Source organism: Pseudomonas sp. GG8, assembly GCF_052976945.1.
Genome location: NZ_JBRIIP010000001.1, coordinates 3,014,445 through 3,032,969, shown reverse-complemented (window position 1 = coordinate 3,032,969; position 18,525 = coordinate 3,014,445). Strand labels below are relative to the sequence as shown.

The following is an 18,525-nucleotide window of genomic DNA, read 5'->3' as shown; positions in this document are numbered from 1 at the left end:
ATGACAAATCGACTGTCCCAAGAAACCTCCCCAACCATCGCGACGCTCGACGATCTTGCAAAGTTGGCAAATTACTCGCTTATGGACACGCTCAACTGCGATCCTGACGCGAAAGCAGACGGAGCCGACCACGCGCCGCGACAAGTTTTTACGGGCCACTATGTCCCCATCAATCCCACGCCAATCAAAGACCCCGAGTACGTCGCTCACAGCAAAAACTTTTTCCGCGAACTTGGCTTCGCCGACAGCATGGCTCAGTCGGCCGACTTCGTCCGCATGTTCTCCGGCGACATCTCGCACGTTCCGAAGCCGATGCGCAAGGTGGGTTGGGCGTGTGGGTACGCATTGTCCATCTTCGGTATCGAATACACCCAACAGTGCCCGTTCCAAACCGGCAACGGATACGGCGACGGTCGCGCAGTTTCCGTGCTTGAGGCCGTCATCAACAGTCGCCGCTGGGAAATGCAGCTAAAAGGTGGCGGCCGGACGCCATACTGCCGCGGCGCGGACGGTCGCGCCGTCCTGCGCTCAAGTGTCCGGGAGTTCTTAGCGCAAGAGCACATGCATGCGCTCGGTGTGCCAACGTCACGGTCTCTGAGTTTGTATGTTTCAAAAACGGAGAAGGTCAAGCGGCCGTGGTATTCGCAGGGCTCGAGCTCGCAGGATCCCGACATGCTTATATCGGAGGCAGTCGCCATTTCGACGCGCGTCGCACCGTCGTTCATTCGGGTCGGTCAACTCGAGCTCTTCGGTCGCCGTGCGCGCAAGAAGGAACACCCGAAAGCGATGGAGGAGCTCGAGCAGATTGTGTTGCACTTGATCGATCGTGAGTACGCTGACGTCATCGACAAGAAACTAAGCACTGCCGAAAAAGGGGTGTTGCTCGCGCGCGAGTTCCGCAGCCGCCTGACGTCGCTTGTGGCGAACTGGATCCGCGTCGGCTACTGCCAGGGCAACTTCAACAGCGACAACTGCGCGGCCGGTGGCTTCACACTCGACTACGGTCCATTCGGATTCTGCGATGTGTTCAACCCGCACTACCAGCCATGGACGGGTGGCGGACATCACTTCGCGTTCCTGAACCAAACCGTGGCAGCGGAACGCAACTTCCACATGTTTTGTACGGCGTTGCGGCCCTTGCTGACATCACTGACGTCGCATCAGGACTATCTGCGACAGCTCGACGAGATTCGAAGTGGCTTTGCGACAGTGATGCAAGCGCAAATGGAGAAGATGTGGGCTGCCAAACTTGGACTCGGCACTTTTCACGCGGCGTTGTTCAGTGAACTCGAAACGCTCATGGTGCAAACTCCTGTCGATTACACCCTCTTCTTCCGCGAGCTCTCGATGGTACCCGACGAAATTGGCCCACTCAAAAAAAGCTTCTACGAAGACTCCGAAGGGATGGACAAGCGCTGGTCAGAGTGGCTCGCAAAATGGAAATCTCTCATAGTCAGCGCCAGCACGACCGATGCGAATGCTGCGCAGCCCCCTTCCCGTGAGGAGCTCTCTAGGCAGATGAAACTCGTCAACCCAAAATACAGTTTGCGAGAGTGGTTCGTTGTGCCTGCGTACAGCCAAGCGACTGCGGGGAACTACTCTCTAGTTCGAGAGCTGCTGGAAGTCATGACGCAGCCCTACGCCGAGCAGTCGAAGGAGGTGGAGGAGAAATACTATAGGCCCAAGCCGTCTGAGTTCTTTGAGGTCGCGGGGTTGTCGTATATGAGCTGCTCGTCATGATTTTTCGAAAACTGATCGGTCAGGGCCGGTACCCGGTCGGCGGCCAGCCCGCTGCCTACGTGTACCGAATCCGCAGCTGTGACCTGCCGGTGACGAGCGCAAAGGCACTGTTTGAGTACTTCACCGTATGACGAAAATTACCCTCACGCCGCATCGTCTTTCACCCTTATCGGGGGAGCCAGCTGCGCTGGAGCGAGCGAGCCTTCTTGCGGGAGCGGCCTCTCCCGAAGAGGGGGTCGTCGCCTACCACGAGCGCACCAAGCACCATTTCCACCGCCACGCTGCGGCGCAGGGCTATATGGACTGGGCGACGCAGCCAGATCCGTTTCGGCGCTACGGGGGGGCGCACCTGGTTCGCCTCCCACTGCCCAAAGCGGGCCGCCCACTGCCTTATTGGCAGCTCTATGCGAGCCCGACCGTGCCGCCGGCGTCACTGTCGCTGGAATCGGTGTCACTGTTTTTTCGCTACGCACTTTCGCTGACCGCATGGAAGCAAGTCGGCGAGACCCAGTGGCCGTTGCGCGCAAATCCGTCGAGCGGCAATCTGCATCCGACCGAGGGCTATGCGGTACTGCCTGCGCTTGATCGGCTCGGCGAGACGGCCGCCGTGTACCACTATGCACCGAGGGAACACGCGCTTGAACGGCGCGCGGTGCTACCCGCGAAGCGCTGGGCCGAGCTGGTTGCGCCTTTCCCTGATGGCTCCTTTCTCGTGGGTCTGTCTTCGGTGCATTGGCGCGAAGCCTGGAAGTACGGCGAGCGCGCGTTCCGCTACTGCCAGCACGATGTTGGGCACGCGCTGGCCTGCCTGAGTATCGCGGCAGCGGCGCTCGGCTGGAAATTGGTGCTTCTGGATGGCGTGAGCAACAGCACCCTCGCCAGCCTGCTGGGGCTTGACCGAGATGCGGATTTTGCGGCGGCGGAGCGGGAGGAAGCTGAGCTGCTGGTGTTGATTACACCGGATGTTTCGACGCCGCTTGCGACCGACTCGAAGCCGCTGACAGCGCACGGGGGTGACGTGCATTGGCAGGGCTTGGCCAACACGCTGAGCCCCGAACACAGCGCCGAGTGGCCCGTGATCGACGAGGTTGCGCGGGCGACGCGCCACTGTGAAAGCGCGCCTATCCAGGAAGACTTCTCCGGCTTCCCTTCGGAGGATGCACTTTTCAGGACACCTGTCCGTCAGGGCCTACTCAGCGCAGAGCAGGCCATTCTTGGCCGCCGCAGCGCGGTAGCGATGGATGGCTCGACGGCGATTTCTCTGGCAGCCTTCTTCCGCATGCTCGCTCGATTGATTCCGACACATGAGCGGCGATCGATGCCTTGGGACGCGATCCCCTGGCGACCACGCATCCACCTCGGGCTCTTCGTCCACAGCGTCGACGGCTTGGTGCCTGGCCTCTACGCGCTCGCCCGGGACCCGGACAAGGTCGATATTCTCAAGGCAGTGATGGGTTCAGAATTTTCTTGGCAGCGCGTACCCGACTGCCCGCCCGGGCTCCCCTTGTACCTCCTCCAGGAGGGGGACTGTCGAGCGCTGTCGAGCACCGTCTCCCGCGGCCAGGATATCGCCGGCGATGGTGCCTTCAGCCTGGCCATGATTGCCGACTACAGGGACAGCCTGGCCACGTACGGCGCAGCCTTCTACCGCAACCTGTTCTGGGAGGCCGGCATGGTGGGCCAGCTGCTTTACCTGGAGGCCGAAGAGGCGGGCATTCGCGCCACCGGGATCGGCTGCTACTTCGACGATCCGGTCCACGCGGCCTTCGGGATCGGTTCATGCGAGTGGCAGAGTTTCTACCACTTCACCGTGGGCGCTCCGGTTGAAGACAGCCGACTCAGCACATTGCCTGCCTACAACTTCCAGGAAGAACGATGATCATTCCACGCACTGTTCCGACAATCCGGACAGAACCACAACCAACCAGTAAGGAGCAACCATGTCCCTAAACGAACCTCTGCGCCAGAAGATCACCCACCTCGTGGCGCAAAACCGAGTCGTCCTGTTCATGAAGGGAACTCGCCACATGCCGCAGTGCGGATTCTCCGCCCAGGTCGTGAAGATCCTCGACGAGCTGCAGCCAAGCTACGAAACGGTAGATGTACTGAGTTCTGCCGAGATCCGCGATGGAATCAAGCGGTTCTCCGAGTGGCCGACAATTCCACAACTCTACATCGATGGGCAGTTCGTCGGCGGCTGCGACATCGTCCACGCGATGCATGCATCCGGAGAACTCCAACAGCTCATCGGTGTGCAGGTCAAGGACCAAGGGTGAAACAACTGCGCGCAGCCAAACTTGCGTCAATGCTCGATCGTGAACAGATCATCTATATAAAGGAGACCCGCATGTCATCCCATCCCACTGAGTTCCAAGGTAGCGTCATCAACGCGCTACGCGAAGCCATCGAGCGCCAGATCCCCGATTCACAGGCCGAAGTGAGCGGCGGCAGCGGTCACTACAACATCGAGGTGATCTCGGCAGTGTTCGCCGGCAAGAACATGCTCCAGAGCCAGCGATTGGTGTATGGCGCCATCGCCGATCTGATAAACGGTGACAAGGGCCCGGTGCATGCCGTCGACCGTCTGAAGACTCGGACACCCACTTGATAGCGGGGCTTTATAGAAGCGCCCATATCGCAAGCAATACGATGAGCAACAAAGCAACACGCAGACATACCACCGGAGATCATGATGCCACGCATGGTAAAACGCACTCACAGTAGCCCTTACAAGCTAGTTATTGGCGGCGAAGAAAAATATCTATGCCAATGCGGCTTATCCCTGAATCAGCCGTTCTGCGACGGAGCGCATAAGCTCGCCAAGGACGAGGACGGCAATCGTCTTTGTTGGTACGACGACGCAGGAAAGCGTCACGAACATAGCGGAGAATTTCTGGATATTCGCACGTTCTAAACGGTCGTCGCCGCCGCGGGGCCAACCCTGGTTTGCGCCGGCGAACATCGAAGCCTCGTGCTGTCCAGCTTGGATTCGCAGAAATCTACAGCCGTTTATGGATGCAACCGACAGGAGCGCCAGCCATGAGCAAAAACGTAACGCAGAAGCTGATTGAAAGCCACTTGGTCGAAGGCAACATGACGCCCGGCGAAGAAATCGGTTTGAAAATCGATCAAACACTGACCCAGGATGCGACCGGCACGCTGGTCATGCTGGAATTTGAAGCCTTGGGAATTTCGCGCGTGCGCACCGAGCTTTCCGCTCAGTATGTGGACCATAACCTGTTCCAGGAAGACTTCAAGAATCCAGACGACCATCTGTTTCTGCGCAGCGCCTGCCAGAAGTTCGGTCTTTGGTACAGCCGGCCCGGTAACGGCGTGAGCCATCCCGTGCATATGGAGCGCTTCGGTGTGCCGGGGAAAACCTTGTTGGGTTCGGACAGCCACACCTGTGCAGCCGGCTCGTTGGGGATGCTGGCCATAGGGGCGGGTGGCCTCGAGGTGGCGATGGCGATGGCGGGAGAGCCCTTTTACGTCAAGATGCCGAAAATATGGGGCGTCAAGCTGGTCGGTGAGCTTCCCGACTGGGTGAGCGCCAAGGATGTGATCCTGGAAATGCTGCGGCGCCACGATGTGGACGGCGCAATCGGCAAGATCATCGAGTATTACGGTCCCGGTTTGAGGACTCTGAGCGCCATGGACCGGCACGTGATCGCCAATATGGGCGCCGAATTGGGCGCCACCGCGACGGTGTTCCCATCGGACGAAGTGGTCAAAGTGTTCCTCAAGCGTCAGGGGCGCGTGGATGCCTGGCGGAAAATCGTCGCCGACAAAAATGCAGAGTACGACGAGTACAGCGAAATCAATCTGTCGGAGCTTGAGCCGCTGATCGCGCTGCCCAGCAGTCCGGGCAATGTGGTGCCGGTGCGCGAGGTGGCGGGCAGGGAAATTTATCAGTCCTACATCGGCTCATCGGCCAATCCTGGGCTGCGCGATTTTGCCATTGCCGCCCTGATCGTGGAGGGCAAACAGGTACATGATCGTGTTTCATTCGACGTCAACCCCACGTCCCGGCAGATTTTGCAGAACATGATCGAATTGGGTGTTCTCGGCAAACTCATCCGCGCCGGTGCGCGCTTGCATCAGGCGGGTTGCGGCGGTTGCATCGGCATGGGACAGGCGCCAGCCAGCGGGCGTATTAGCCTGCGCACCGTTCCGCGAAATTTCCCTGGCCGTTCGGGCAGCAAGGAAGATCAGGTGTATCTGTGCAGCCCGGAAACCGCCGCCGCCTCGGCCCTGACCGGCGTGATCACCGATCCGCGCACGCTGGGCATGGCCTACCCCCGCTTCAAGGAGCCGCAGAACAACCGACTCAATACCGAGATGCTGGTTGCTCCCGCGCCGCAAGGTGCGTCGTATGAGCTGGAGAAGGGTCCCAATATCAAACCGCTGCCGACTCTGGAGCCGCTGCCCGATCAGCTCGAAGGGCCGGTTCTATTGAAAATGGCGGACGATATTTCCACGGACAGCATCATGCCGGCCGGGGCCAAGGCGCTGCCTTGGCGCAGCAATATCCCGGAGCTCAGCAAGTTTGCTTTCAGTCAGATCGACGAGACCTACTATGCAAGGGCCATGGCCTGTCGGCAGCAGGGCTCGTTCGTCGTGGGCGGCGCCAATTACGGGCAGGGTTCGAGCCGCGAGCACGCAGCCCTGGGACCCCGCTATTTGGGCCTAAAGGCGGTTCTTGCGAAAAGTTTTGCGCGGATACATCAGCAGAATTTGAGCAACTTCGGCATCCTGCCCCTGACCTTTGTCGATCCGCAGGATTGGGAAAAAATCGCCCAAGGTGATGTGCTTGCCATCGCGGATGTGCGAAATGCCATCCGCAACGGAAATCGGGTGCAGGTGATCAATCTGACCCAGAACGAGACCTATGAGACCGAACATCCGATGACGCCGCGCCAGGTTGAAATGGTTCTGGCGGGCAGTCTGATCAATCTGGTTCGACAAAAAAGCCACAACCTGGAATACCCATGACCACATCCATCATTCAGAGCTTCGAGAAAATGCTGGCCGCCGGCAAGGACAGTACGTTGCTGCGTTTCTCCCTGGGCAACGAATACCTTAAGGCCGGTGACCCGGCCAGTGCCGCAAACCACCTGAAGCAGGCAGTGATACTGGATCCAACATACTCCGCCGCATGGAAGCTGCTGGCTCGCGCGCTAGTCGAATCGGGCCAGCCCGCCGAGGCCTTGCTCGCCTACCGCGAAGGCATCGCCGTGGCTGAAGCGAAGGGCGACAAACAAGCCGCGAAGGAAATGACCGTATACGCCCGCCGTATCGAAAACTCAGTTCACGATGATCGAAAATAGGAGCCATAAAAATGACTAATGAACTCGGATGGGAAGAACTCGCATCGCTGAACACCATTCATCAGGTCACCGAGGCGCTGGAGCAGTTCATGGTCGCAAGGGTCATCAGCAAGGCGTGCGGCGGCTTGCCAGCGCCGGGCTTCTTCGGCTGCGCAACGCGGCTCGGACGCTTCGCCGGTAATGCAGTGGGGCCGCAAGCCAGGGTGTTTCATGCAGTCGAGATCAACCCAGCGCTCGCCTTGTGGGCGCCGCCGAGCGACTCCCGAGTGAGAGGGTAAAGACGTATGACCTCTCATTCGAGACAGTCTGCGGAGCAAAGTCGACCTCAACTCGTGCCCGGCGGCACGCTTGCGGACACACGCGGCCGGCTGTTGCGCGACCTGCGGATTTCGGTTACAGATCGTTGCAATTTTCGCTGCACCTACTGCATGCCCAAGGCAGTGTTCGGCAAAGAATACAAATTCTTGCCTAAAACCGAGCTGTTGAGCTTCCAGGAAATCTCGCGCATGGCGCACCTGTTCGCTGCGCACGGCGTCGAGAAACTCCGCCTCACCGGCGGCGAACCCCTGCTGCGCAAAAACATCGAGGTTTTGATCGAGATGCTGGCCGCCATCAAGACGCATGACGGAAAACTATTGGATCTGACCCTCACCACCAACGCCTCGCTGCTATCCAAACAAGCCCGCGCGCTCAAGGCAGCAGGCCTGCAGCGCATCAGCGTCTCGCTCGATTCGCTCGATGAAGCGGTGTTTCGCGCTATGAATGACGTCGATTTTCCGGTGAGCGATGTATTGAAGGGCATAGACGCTGCGCACGCCGCAGGTTTTGCCTCCATCAAGATCAACATGGTGGTGAAGAAAGGTGTCAACGATCAGGATGTGGTTGCGATGGCGCGGCGTTTCAAGGGTAGCGGCCACATCGTGCGCTTCATCGAATTCATGGATGTGGGCGCCTCCAACGGCTGGCGCATGAACGATGTCGTGCCCTCGGCCGAGATTGTGCGCATGATCAGCGCCGAGATGCCGCTCATCGAAGCCGAACCCCACTACATCGGTGAAGTCGCCGAGCGCTGGGCCTATGCGGATGGCAGCGGCGAAATCGGCGTCATCTCCAGCGTGACGCAAGCCTTTTGTGCCACCTGCACCCGCGCCCGGCTCTCGACCGATGGCAAGCTGTACACCTGCCTGTTCGCGCAGTCCGGCCATGATTTGCGCGCGCTCATGCGTTCGGGCAAGAGCGACGAGCAGATTGCCGCTGCCATAGGCTTGATCTGGAATCAGCGCGAAGACAGGTATTCAGAAATTCGCACAGAAGAGACTGCGCGGACGAAGAAAATCGAGATGTCTTATATCGGCGGCTGAAAATTTAATGCGCACCAAACCTGAGTTCGCCCACGCCGCCCGATCCGATTCGGCGTTACGAGGGAGCGGATCTCTTATGACACAAGGTCGTACCGAACACGCAATGTGGCGGGGTCGGTGTATGAATGAAGGAATGCAATGAATGAATGAATGGATCACGGTAGCACGGACCGAAGAGGTCGGGCCAGGCGAGCGGCGGGTTATAGATGTGGATGACACGCAGATCATTGTATTTAACCTCGCCGGCCAGTATTACGCCATCGAAGACGTCTGCACCCATGATGGTGGACAGCTCACGGGCGGCACCGTCGAAGGCGACCAGATCGTTTGCCCGCGGCACGGTGCACGTTTTTGCATCCGCACCGGCGCGGCATTGTCTGCGCCAGCTTACGACCCGACCCGCACCTTCCCGGTACGCATCGAAAACAGCGAGATTCAGGTGCGCGACGATCGCTGGGATTGATAACTAAATTAGTGAGGGCACCAGTAACATGACCACCGAAACCATCACCTTTAGAAATATTGTATCTGTACTGCCGCATCCATCCGAGACCAATCATCTCCATAATCGGCCGGACCAGCAAAGAGGCTCGCAGAAGACCAAGCGGAACGAAGTCCTTCTAGGCGAAAGATTGCCAAAGCCAAGCTGGATCCGCGCCAAGGCCCCCTCATCGTCGGGCCGCTACAGCGACATCAAGGACATCGTACGCACCAACGCACTGGTGACCGTATGCTCAGAGGCATCCTGCCCCAATATTGGCGAATGTTGGAGCAAAGGCACCGCGACCTTCATGATTATGGGCGACAAATGCACGCGGCGCTGTCGGTTTTGCAACGTGAGCACTGGCCGCCCCGACTCACTCGACGCCAACGAACCGGAACGGCTCGCCAAGACCATTGCGTTAATGAAACTCAATTACGTGGTCATTACCTCGGTTGATCGCGATGATTTGCGCGACGGCGGCGCCAGCCATTTTGTCGAATGTATCCGTCAGATCCGCGCGCAGTCACCCAACACGCGCATCGAAATCCTGACGCCCGACTTCGGTGGTCGGCTCGACCTGGCGCTGGAAATCCTCAGCAGCGCTCCGCCCGACGTCTTGAACCACAACATCGAAACCGTGCCGCGCCTATACAAGGAAGCGCGTCCCGGCGCCGATTTTCAAAATTCACTCAACCTGTTGCAACATTTCAAGGATAGGCATGCAGGCATACCGACCAAGTCCGGAATCATGGTTGGGCTGGGCGAGACGGATGCCGAACTCTTGCAAGTGATGCGCGACCTGCGCGCGCACGGCGTCACTATGTTGACCATTGGCCAATACCTGCGGCCGTCCGGCGGCCACCTGCCGGTGCGCCGCTACGTGGCCCCGGACACTTTTAAGATGTATGAGCAAGAAGCTTACAATATGGGATTTGTGAACGCTGCGTGCGGCCCGATGGTGCGCAGTTCATACCATGCCGATGAGCAGGCAGCCAGAGCAGGAGTAGTCTGATGATCGATACAAGCTCAGCATTAGCGGTTTAATTTTAATATTTACTTGGAGCAACAAATGAATGCAATTGTTGAAATGCCAGCACCGGTCATTTTTAGTGATAATGCAGCAACGAAAGTCGCCCAATTAATTGAGGAAGAAGGAAATGCGGACTTGAAGCTGCGCGTATTTGTGCAAGGAGGTGGTTGCTCAGGGTTTCAGTACGGATTCTCTTTTGACGAAGTAGTCAATGAAGATGATACGACGATGGTTAAAAATGGCGTTCAATTACTCATCGATTCTATGAGTTACCAGTACCTGGTCGGCGCAGAAATCGACTACAAGAATGACCTGGAAGGGGCACAATTCGTCATCAAAAATCCGGGCGCGACGTCAACTTGCGGCTGCGGATCTTCTTTTTCAGTCTGATTTTAAAAGTGACGACGCACTACAACCGAATCGGGGGTGCTGAAAAGGTACGCGCGCTGGTCACGCGCTTCAACCAGATCATGGACGAACTGCCGGAGTCCTATGGCATTCGTCATCTGCACCCTGAAAACTTGCAAGGCTCACAGGAAAAACTGTTCAAATATCTGTGTGGCTGGATGGGCGAACCAGCGCTTTATGTGCAGGAATATGGCGATCCCATGCTGCGCCGGCGCCACCTGCCTTTTTCCATCAGTGAGTCCGAACGCGACCAATGGCTACTTTGCATGGACAGCGCACTCCATGAGGAGGTGGAAAACACCATTCTGTGCCAAGAGTTATCGGAGGGGTTTGGGGAGCAACGGAACCGTGCGACCTGAGGTCGTCTGAATTTCTGTTTTACTGGAGAGTTTTCTCCTGATAAAACCGGTTGTTCCATCAACCGTTTCCTACCTGGACATGCGGGGCCGGTAACAGCTCGGTGTGAAGCTCTGGGGACAATGTACCCGCCGATTTTCGGTACGCCTACCCGCGAGGGGAAGCGGAATCTACCAGCACAAAGGTGGTGAGGGGCTAGGAACGAGCGGCTACGACCAACATATGTGAACCTCTGTTAAACGTCGTCATGCTCAACAAGCCAAATGTGCTGACAGGCTTGAACCAAAACGGTACGCGGCCAGGTATGAACCCCTTGATTCCTGGGTCATCATGGACAGCAGGCCGCCGGCGAATAGGAGGGGGCCGCCCCGCTCAGAAATTCAGACGGAACAGGGTAAGCCCGTAGTGCCGCCGGAAACGGCAGGTGGACCGCAAGGAACGCTGTGGGTGCTGCGGGTAGAGGAATACGGAAAAAGCGAAGGCCTGCCTGTAATGGGCGGGATACGGGCTGAAATATTGCTCGACGCGAAAGTGGGCAGACTTCCGTAGGGTCATTCATGGCGAGAGAACTTGATTAATCGTAACTCGAAGGAAAGCAGATGACGGCTATTGGTAGCACTGTGAAAGCAGCGGCGATCGGTACTGGTGCGCCTTCGCACGCTGAAAGGATGTGGCTTCAGGCAAACTGGGGCCTCATCAAAGAAGACGTGAAACGACTCCAAGGGCGTATCGCTAAGGCAACAATGGAAGGCCGGTGGGGCAAGGTGAAAGCCTTGCAACACCTGTTGACCCACTCGCACAGCGGCAAGATGTTAGCCGTCAAACGAGTGACAGAAAATCGTGGCAAGAGAACGCCGGGTGTCGATGGCAAAATCTGGGCGACCCCGGCGGCCAAGTGGAACGGGATGGAGTCAATGCGACATCGCAGCTACCGGGCGTTGCCGCTTCGACGTATTTACATCCCCAAGAGCAATGGCCAGAAGCGTCCGCTGGGAATTCCCCGCATGCTCTGCAGATCGATGCAGGCACTGTGGAAGCTGGCTCTGGAACCTGTTTCAGAAAGCTTAGCGGATCCAAACTCTTATGGGTTTCGACCCAGCCGTTCGACCGCCGACGCCATCGAATATTGTTTCATCACGCTGGCCAAACGTAAGTCGCCAGTGTGGGTACTTGAGGGTGATATCCGTGGCTGCTTCGATAACTTTAGCCACGAATGGATGCTCAAGAATATACCGATGGATAAGACGATCCTGCGGCGATGGCTTCAGGCTGGGTTTATCGATGAAGGAACTCTGTTTGCGACGCAGGCCGGTACCCCGCAGGGGGGAATCATTTCACCGGTGATCGCAAACATGGCGTTAGACGGACTGGAAGCGGCAGTGCATGCCAGCGTGGGACCGACGAAACGCGCGCGTGAAAAGTCCAAGATAAACGTCGTCAGATATGCGGGGATGCGGACAAAAACTTGGACTGGTTATGCCGCGAAGCCTAGGCTTTCACGATACTCAATGGGACTGAGCGCGCCGAGGGAAATCTTTATACGTTTTTCGTTGTACCGGCGAATGTATGAATCCAAGGCCTGAATGAACTGCTCGATGCTCGTTGACTGCCAGTTGCGAGGATAGAACAGCTCCGTTTTCAGTCGGCCGAAGAAACCTTCACAAGCCGCGTTGTCTGGTGAGCAGCCTTTGCGCGACATCGAACGAATCAGCTTCGCATCAGCGATGCGCGATAACCAGCCGGGCCAGCGGTAGTGAGCGCCACGATCGGAGTGAACAACAGGCCGTTTATCGTTGCTGGCCACCGTTTCGATAGCGGCATCCAGCATCGTGTTCACAAGCTCGGCGTCGGGACGCGTGCCGATCGACCAACTGATTACCTTCCCATCGAAGTAGTCGATCATGGGGGACAGGTACACCTTGCCGGCCGGGATCTGGAACTCCGAGATGTCGGTCAGCCATTTCTCATTCGGAGCTAGGGCCGTGAAGTCGCGGTTGAGGAGGTTTTCCGGCGCCGGACTGATCTCCCCGAGGTAGGAACTGTATCGACGCCGTTTCGGCTTGGCGACGACTAGGCTCTCCTGCTTCATCAAGCGCTGCACCACCTTCTCTGAAAGGCGCACACGCTGCCTGCTCAACGAAGCTCGCATCCGACGGTAGCCATAGCAACGATGATTGCGCTCGAATATGTCCGCCATGGCACGACGCACTTCGGTGTACTTTTCCGCGACCTGCATTCGGGCTCGATGATAGAAATAGGAACTTCGGGCCAAGCCCAACGCGTCAAGCAGCTCTAGCAAGGAGTACCTCTGCCTAAGGGCATCAGCCAGCAATGTCTTCTCCCGATTGGTCAGGACTTGCCGGTTGATGCCCGTCTCTTTTTTTATGAGTTCATTCGCCCTCATCAACAGGTCATGTTCAAGCTGCAAACGGCGAACATCGAGCTGGAGAGATTCGAGTTGCCGCTGCAACTCCTCTCGTTCCGGTGACGATGAGGGTTCAAGTCGACACTTCATGGATGGGGATACCTCTGGGCCGAGTAGCTGTTTTTTCCAGTTGTACAAGGTCGGCCTGCACACGCCCAGCTTTTGAGCCAGGGCTTTCGCACTTTCTTTTCGCGTGCACAGCGCGATGACCGCTGGCGGCCGGGCTAACCCGTCTGATCGACCGACAACACGCGTATGCAACTCGGGGTGCATTTCGTAAATCCAGGCACGCAACGAATCCCGCGCGGGGTAGCCCAACGCCTTGATGGTAGCGGCGATGTTGCGACCGTATTCGAGATAGTGCCCGACAGCCTTTTCCCTTTGGGCCAGTGAGTACTTCGACTTCGAGTTCTCGCAGCCACGCGGCAGGTCGAGGCATCGCTCGTACTCTGCGTGCCAGCTCTTCAAAGAGTTCTTCGTCGGGTAGCCCAACTGACGAATAGTTGCCCCGGTTCGCTTGCCCAGTTTGATGTAGAGCTTGACCGCTCGGATACGGTCTTCGTATGAATACATGAACTACCTCCAGGTAGTCCAAGATTTCCGCCGCATCCCCTGTGGGTCAAATTTGCATCAGCAACAACAGTCCTAGAGCTAACTCGCTCCGCTATGTGTGTCAAACCAGCTCCTGACCGGCATCAGTATGTGTCAATACTTAGTGTCGAGTTTGACAGTCAACTTATGGTTGCCGATATAGCTGTTATAGCCAGGGATGCCGGGCGGTTTGGCAGTGTCAATGTAAGGAATGTAAGGTGATACCAAGCCTTACCTACTGGAAGAAGGCTTTACCGACGAGCAGATCGAAACGGCACGCACCGACCTGCACAACCTCCATCAGGAACAAGGCTGGTATTGATATGAACGCAGCAATGATTGATGACCTGGTGAAAAGTCTCGGACGCGCTTACCCCGAACTGATCGCATCCGGAATGTATCTTCCAGGCGGCCCGCCAAAAGGTATTTTTGAGGACAGCGACACCTTATCAAGGTCGCCTGAGCCGGGTATCGAGCTGGGATTCTGGGCCAGCAATCAACGGTTTGAAACTCTATTTATTAGCTTGCAGGAAAGCTTCGAAGGAGAGCCAACTTACAAAGGCAAGCTGCCCTACGAACTTAAAAACCGAATGAATCAGGGGGGGAATACGATCCCAGTACGGAGAGCCTTTTGAATCAAGAGCACCTTTCAAGCTGCCCATTCGCGGCATGACAGGAGGGTCTGATACCTATCGTTTTCCGAGCATACCCAAAGGGACTCAGGCGGTTTTTAAATACAACGCCGAAATGGACGTGGAAATGGTGGTGTTCCGACTGAGCGAAAAATCACACGCCTAGCACCTGGATGCGACCTTTTTGTCCGAGGGGTGCCGCTGACCAGCACCATGATTTCGGTGGGATGCAAAATTGGTAGTGCCGCGGACGCATCCCGGTTCGGCGATATCGTGCTGGTTGCCATTCCGTTTTCTGCCTATCAAGACATCGATCCCACGCCGCTGGTAGGCAAAGTCGTGCTCGACGCCAACAACTATTACCCCCAGCGCGACGGCAACGTCGACGCACTCGACACCCAGTCCACTACCACCAGTGAGCTGGTTGCAAAACACTTGGAAGGAGCCCGGATCGTGAAGGCTTTCAACGCCATCCTTGAGCGCGATATCGAATCCGGTGCACAGGAGGCGGGCACGCCAGGACGCCGTGCGCTGCCGATTGCGGGGGACGATAAAGAGGCAAAACAGGTCGTCGCCGACCTCATTGACCAACTCGGTTTTGATGTTCTGGACGCAGGCCCTCTGGCCGAGGGTTGGCGTTTCGAACGCGCTCGCCCGGCATATTGTGTGTCGTTGACGCTGGATGAGCTCAAGGAGGCGCTGATCAATGCGGGCACCCGTGTAGCCGAAGGCTCGTGGCGTGAAAAAAGCTGATTCTCAAAAGCCTTTCTGAACCCTGTAAACACTTAGCCATAGACGCAAAACAGACAACTGATCCGGCCACCAAACGTGGCCGTTTATAACAAAAATAATATCGATAATCAGGAGTGCCGAATGACAACGACAATACGGCCTGACACGTTTCCTACGCGCACGCTGGCCATCGCGATAGCGGTAGGCATGACCGCACCGGCTTACGCGGTCAGTTTCGACATGGGAGACATTCAGGGCCAATTTGACTCATCACTGTCGTTGGGCGCCAGTCGGGGCACCTCGGCGATCAACAAGAGTTTGGTCGGTATCAATAACGGCGGCAAAGCATTCTCAGCAACTGGCGACGATGGCCGTCTGAACTTCAAGCGCGGCGACGCTTTTTCGAAAATATTCAAAGGCATCCACGACCTTGAACTCAAGTATGGCGATACCGGCGTCTTTGTTCGGGGCAAGTACTGGTACGACTTTGAGCTGGAGGACGGCGACCGCGATTTCAAATCCATCAGCAATGATCACCGTGATGAAGGTGCCAAGTCTTCCGGTGGGGAAATTCTCGATGCTTTTGTTTATCACAACTACAGCATCACCGATTTACCCGGCAGCGTGCGCGCCGGTAAGCAGGTGGTCAGTTGGGGCGAAAGTACCTTCATTGGCAACTCGATCAACAGTATCAACCCGATCGACGTCTCGGCGTTTCGGCGGCCGGGTGCGGAGATCAAGGAAGGCCTGATTCCGGTCAACATGCTGTACCTGTCTCAAGGGGTGACTGACAAGCTCAGCGTCGAAGGTTTTTATCAGCTGAATTGGGAAAAAACAGTCCTGGACAACTGCGGTACATTCTTCTCATCCACCGATGTCGCGGCACGGGGTTGTAACGCCAACAACCGTGTTGGCAGCCCAGCCATCGCGCCCCTTGAGCCGATCGCCAATGCGGTTGGACTGGGTTTCAACGTCAACAGTGAAGGCGTGGAGATCCCACGGGGCAGCGACAACGACCCGCGCAACGCCGGGCAGTTCGGTTTGGTCTTGCGCTGGCAGGGCGACAACACCGAGTACGACGCGTACTACATGAACTACCACAGCCGAACGCCGTTTATCTCCACGCGCACCGCGTCGGGTGTACTGGCCAAGGCGGGCGCATTGGCCAGCGGGGTCTGTGCCAGCCAACTGCTGCCGGCTAACTGCCTGACCAATCCTGGCATTCCGGCGGCGGCGCGTGCTCAGCTCGCCAGTGCTACCAGCTCATTGCTGCAAAGCGCGACGTTGGGCAATGACAGTTACTTCCTCGAATACCCTGAAGATATTCACCTGTACGGCCTGAGTTTCGCCACCACATTGCCCGAGGGCACGGCGTGGTCGGGTGAGTTCAGCTATCGGCCCAACGCACCCCTGCAAATCAACCCCACTGACATGACTCGCGCCACCCTGAACCCCTTGACCGGAGGCACGGCGTCACCTGTCGCCTCGACCGAAGGCGCTTACAACCGGGGTTATAACCGCAAGCAGATCTATCAGGCCCAGACCACGTTCACCCACTTCTTCGATCAAGTCATGGGCGCGGAGCGCTTCACGTTGGTAGGTGAGGCTGCGTTTACCTACGTCGGTGGTCTGGAGAGTACCGACAAAATGCGCTACGGCCGTGACCCTGCCTACGGCAGCCCGGATGATCCGACGCAATTGGCCGAGTACGGCACCAGCGGTTTTGTGACCGCCAGTTCGTGGGGATACCGGATGCGCGGGATCTGGGATTACAACAACGTGTTTGCGGGGATCAACCTCAAACCCAATGTGTCCTGGTCCCAAGATGTGCATGGCTATGGGCCGAACGGCCTGTTCAATCAGGGCGCCAAGGCCCTCAGTTTTGGTGTCGATGCCGATTACAAGAACACCTATACGGCCAACCTGTCTTACACCGATTTCTCCGGGGGTGAATACAACTCGCTCATCGATCGCGACTTTCTATCTCTCAGTTTCGGCGTGAATTTCTAAGACGCACTTCAGTCAATGAGGACGCATATGCACCTGCACACAACAATAAAAATGCTCAGCGCACTGACGCTGGTCGCCAGTAGCGCAATGGCTGCCGTTCCTGCCAGTGAAGTCGCAAAGCTGGGCACCACACTGACACCCATCGGCGCGGAAAAAGCCGGCAATTCCGATGGCAGCATTCCCGCCTGGACCGGTGGCTTGCCGCTCAACGCGGCGCCGGTCACCGACGGTTTTGTGGGCGATCCGTTTCCCAATGAAAAACCGCTGTTCACCATCACGGCGCAAAACGCCCTGCAATACAAAGACAAGCTTACCGCCGGCCAGTTGGCGATGTTTCAACGCTATCCGCAGACTTATCACCTGCCGATATTCGTGACCCATCGAACGGCTGCTCTACCCCAGAAAATCTATGATGCCGCCAAAATCAGTGCCGCCAAAACAGGGCTTCTCGAAGGTGGCAGTGGCCTCAGTAACTTCACGGACAGTCGCTATTACGCGTTCCCGATTCCGCAAAACGGACTTGAAGTGATCTGGAATCACATCACCCGTTATCGCGGTGGGTCCCTCAAACGCAGCATTGTGCAGGCAACGCCGCAAGCCGGCGGCGATTACCAATTGGTCACTTTTGAAGATGAAGTGGCAATGCCTGAAAGCCTTCCTGATCTTGATCCGGAAATGGCGAAAAACATCCTCTATCTCTATAAGCAAAAAATAACGTCCCCGGCGCGTCTGGCCGGAGGCGTTTCGCTGGTCCACGAAACCATCGACCAGGTGAAGGTGCCGCGTATGGCCTGGGTCTACAACGCTGGCCAGCGTCGGGTTCGTCGGGCGCCACAAATTGGTTATGACAGTCCAGGCACTGCCGCCGATGGCCTGCGAACTTCAGACAACCTCGATATGTTCAACGGCGCACCTGATCGATACGACTGGAAACTGATCGGCAAGCGAGAGGTTTACATCCCCTACAACAATTTTCGCCTGGCTTCGCCCAAGGTGAAGTACGCCGACATTCTCAAGGCAGGGCATATCAACCAGGACCTGACTCGTTACGAACTGCACCGGATATGGGAAGTGGAGGCGACCCTGAAACCGAGTGATCGCAACATCTATGGTAAGCGTCGCTTTTACCTGGATGAGGACACGTGGCAAATCGCCGAATCGGATCTTTACGACGGGCGTGGACAGTTGTGGCGTGTCGGCGAGGCTCAGTCGTACACCCAGTACGACAAGCAAGTGCCGATTTACGCGCTTGAGGCGTTGTGTGACTTGGTCGCCGGCCGCTATATCGCCATTGGCATGAACAACGAGGAAAAAAACTCGGTTCAGTATGGCTTAAAAACCTCGGCCAACGATTTTTCGCCCAACGCGCTGCGCAGCGATGGCGTTCGTTGACAACTGTTTGATGCTTTGACGGGGCGCCCTGTCTGT

19 protein-coding genes and 1 pseudogene are annotated in these 18,525 nt (G+C 57.1%); 19 read left to right on the top strand and 1 reads right to left on the bottom strand.

Features of this window, described 5'->3' with window-relative positions; genetic code table 11:
- The 15 genes from ACVBEG_RS14470 to ACVBEG_RS14400 all read left to right on the top strand — a co-directional run bounded on the left by ACVBEG_RS14470 (position 1) and on the right by ACVBEG_RS14400 (position 12,290).
- Entirely contained in the window at positions 1–1,740 is a 1,740-nt protein-coding gene (locus ACVBEG_RS14470) for a protein adenylyltransferase SelO (protein ID WP_447107940.1), read from the top strand.
- On the top strand, positions 1,737–1,871 hold the full coding sequence (locus ACVBEG_RS14465; protein ID WP_322178730.1) for a hypothetical protein: 135 nt from the start codon (positions 1,737–1,739) through the stop codon (positions 1,869–1,871). Before ACVBEG_RS14470 ends, ACVBEG_RS14465 begins: the two co-directional genes overlap by 4 nt.
- Positions 1,868–3,619: a SagB/ThcOx family dehydrogenase gene (locus ACVBEG_RS14460; RefSeq protein WP_447107939.1), complete on the top strand. Its 1,752-nt coding sequence runs from the start codon at positions 1,868–1,870 to the stop codon at positions 3,617–3,619. The genes ACVBEG_RS14465 and ACVBEG_RS14460 overlap by 4 nt, the downstream gene beginning before the upstream one ends.
- Positions 3,620–3,680: 61 nt before the next feature.
- A complete protein-coding gene (grxD, locus tag ACVBEG_RS14455) occupies positions 3,681–4,016 on the top strand; it encodes a Grx4 family monothiol glutaredoxin (protein WP_322178732.1) in 336 nt (111 codons plus the stop codon).
- 71 nt (positions 4,017–4,087) lie between these two features.
- Positions 4,088–4,348, top strand: coding sequence for a BolA family protein (locus ACVBEG_RS14450; protein WP_322178733.1), 261 nt, complete (start codon positions 4,088–4,090; stop codon positions 4,346–4,348).
- Positions 4,349–4,429: 81 nt separating this feature from the next.
- Positions 4,430–4,654, top strand: coding sequence for a CDGSH iron-sulfur domain-containing protein (locus ACVBEG_RS14445; protein WP_323568260.1), 225 nt, complete (start codon positions 4,430–4,432; stop codon positions 4,652–4,654).
- Positions 4,655–4,779: 125 nt separating this feature from the next.
- Positions 4,780–6,732 (top strand): aconitate hydratase, encoded by a 1,953-nt coding sequence (locus ACVBEG_RS14440; protein ID WP_322178734.1) that lies wholly within the window; start codon positions 4,780–4,782, stop codon positions 6,730–6,732.
- Positions 6,729–7,067, top strand: a complete 339-nt coding sequence (locus ACVBEG_RS14435) for a tetratricopeptide repeat protein (protein ID WP_322178735.1) — start codon at positions 6,729–6,731, stop codon at positions 7,065–7,067. The genes ACVBEG_RS14440 and ACVBEG_RS14435 overlap by 4 nt, the downstream gene beginning before the upstream one ends.
- Before the next feature lie 11 nt (positions 7,068–7,078).
- Entirely contained in the window at positions 7,079–7,345 is a 267-nt protein-coding gene (locus ACVBEG_RS14430) for a hypothetical protein (RefSeq protein ID WP_322178736.1), read from the top strand.
- A gap of 54 nt (positions 7,346–7,399) precedes the next feature.
- The gene (moaA, locus tag ACVBEG_RS14425) at positions 7,400–8,428 is read left to right on the top strand and encodes a GTP 3',8-cyclase MoaA (RefSeq protein ID WP_322178737.1); all 1,029 of its coding nucleotides are present in this window, start codon (positions 7,400–7,402) and stop codon (positions 8,426–8,428) included.
- Between the two features lie 142 nt (positions 8,429–8,570).
- On the top strand, positions 8,571–8,891 hold the full coding sequence (locus ACVBEG_RS14420; RefSeq protein WP_322178738.1) for a Rieske (2Fe-2S) protein: 321 nt from the start codon (positions 8,571–8,573) through the stop codon (positions 8,889–8,891).
- A 28-nt stretch (positions 8,892–8,919) separates the two neighbouring features.
- Entirely contained in the window at positions 8,920–9,924 is a 1,005-nt protein-coding gene (lipA, locus tag ACVBEG_RS14415; protein ID WP_322178739.1) for a lipoyl synthase, read from the top strand.
- A 57-nt stretch (positions 9,925–9,981) separates the two neighbouring features.
- Positions 9,982–10,332, top strand: coding sequence for an iron-sulfur cluster insertion protein ErpA (erpA, locus tag ACVBEG_RS14410; RefSeq protein WP_322178740.1), 351 nt, complete (start codon positions 9,982–9,984; stop codon positions 10,330–10,332).
- The gene (locus ACVBEG_RS14405) at positions 10,302–10,709 is read left to right on the top strand and encodes a group II truncated hemoglobin (RefSeq protein ID WP_322178741.1); all 408 of its coding nucleotides are present in this window, start codon (positions 10,302–10,304) and stop codon (positions 10,707–10,709) included. Before erpA ends, ACVBEG_RS14405 begins: the two co-directional genes overlap by 31 nt.
- Positions 10,710–11,306: 597 nt before the next feature.
- Positions 11,307–12,290 (top strand): reverse transcriptase N-terminal domain-containing protein, encoded by a 984-nt coding sequence (locus ACVBEG_RS14400; RefSeq protein ID WP_416151995.1) that lies wholly within the window; start codon positions 11,307–11,309, stop codon positions 12,288–12,290.
- Here the strand turns inward: ACVBEG_RS14400 and ACVBEG_RS14395 are convergent.
- Positions 12,182–13,705: an IS3 family transposase gene (locus ACVBEG_RS14395; RefSeq protein ID WP_323569457.1), complete on the bottom strand. Its 1,524-nt coding sequence runs from the start codon at positions 13,703–13,705 to the stop codon at positions 12,182–12,184. The genes ACVBEG_RS14400 and ACVBEG_RS14395 overlap by 109 nt on opposite strands.
- A gap of 341 nt (positions 13,706–14,046) precedes the next feature.
- On the opposite strand from ACVBEG_RS14395, the pseudogene ACVBEG_RS14390 reads away from it, so the two are divergent.
- The 4 genes and pseudogenes from ACVBEG_RS14390 (at position 14,047) to ACVBEG_RS14375 (ending at position 18,489) form a co-directional block, all read left to right on the top strand.
- Positions 14,047–14,521 (top strand): annotated as a pseudogene (locus ACVBEG_RS14390) (DUF6392 family protein).
- Positions 14,522–14,568: 47 nt separating this feature from the next.
- Positions 14,569–15,108, top strand: a complete 540-nt coding sequence (locus ACVBEG_RS14385; RefSeq protein WP_323569459.1) for an NADPH-dependent F420 reductase — start codon at positions 14,569–14,571, stop codon at positions 15,106–15,108.
- Between the two features lie 120 nt (positions 15,109–15,228).
- Positions 15,229–17,097, top strand: a complete 1,869-nt coding sequence (locus ACVBEG_RS14380) for a DUF1302 domain-containing protein (protein WP_322178745.1) — start codon at positions 15,229–15,231, stop codon at positions 17,095–17,097.
- A gap of 27 nt (positions 17,098–17,124) precedes the next feature.
- Positions 17,125–18,489: a DUF1329 domain-containing protein gene (locus ACVBEG_RS14375; protein WP_322178746.1), complete on the top strand. Its 1,365-nt coding sequence runs from the start codon at positions 17,125–17,127 to the stop codon at positions 18,487–18,489.
- Positions 18,490–18,525 lie beyond the last annotated feature (36 nt).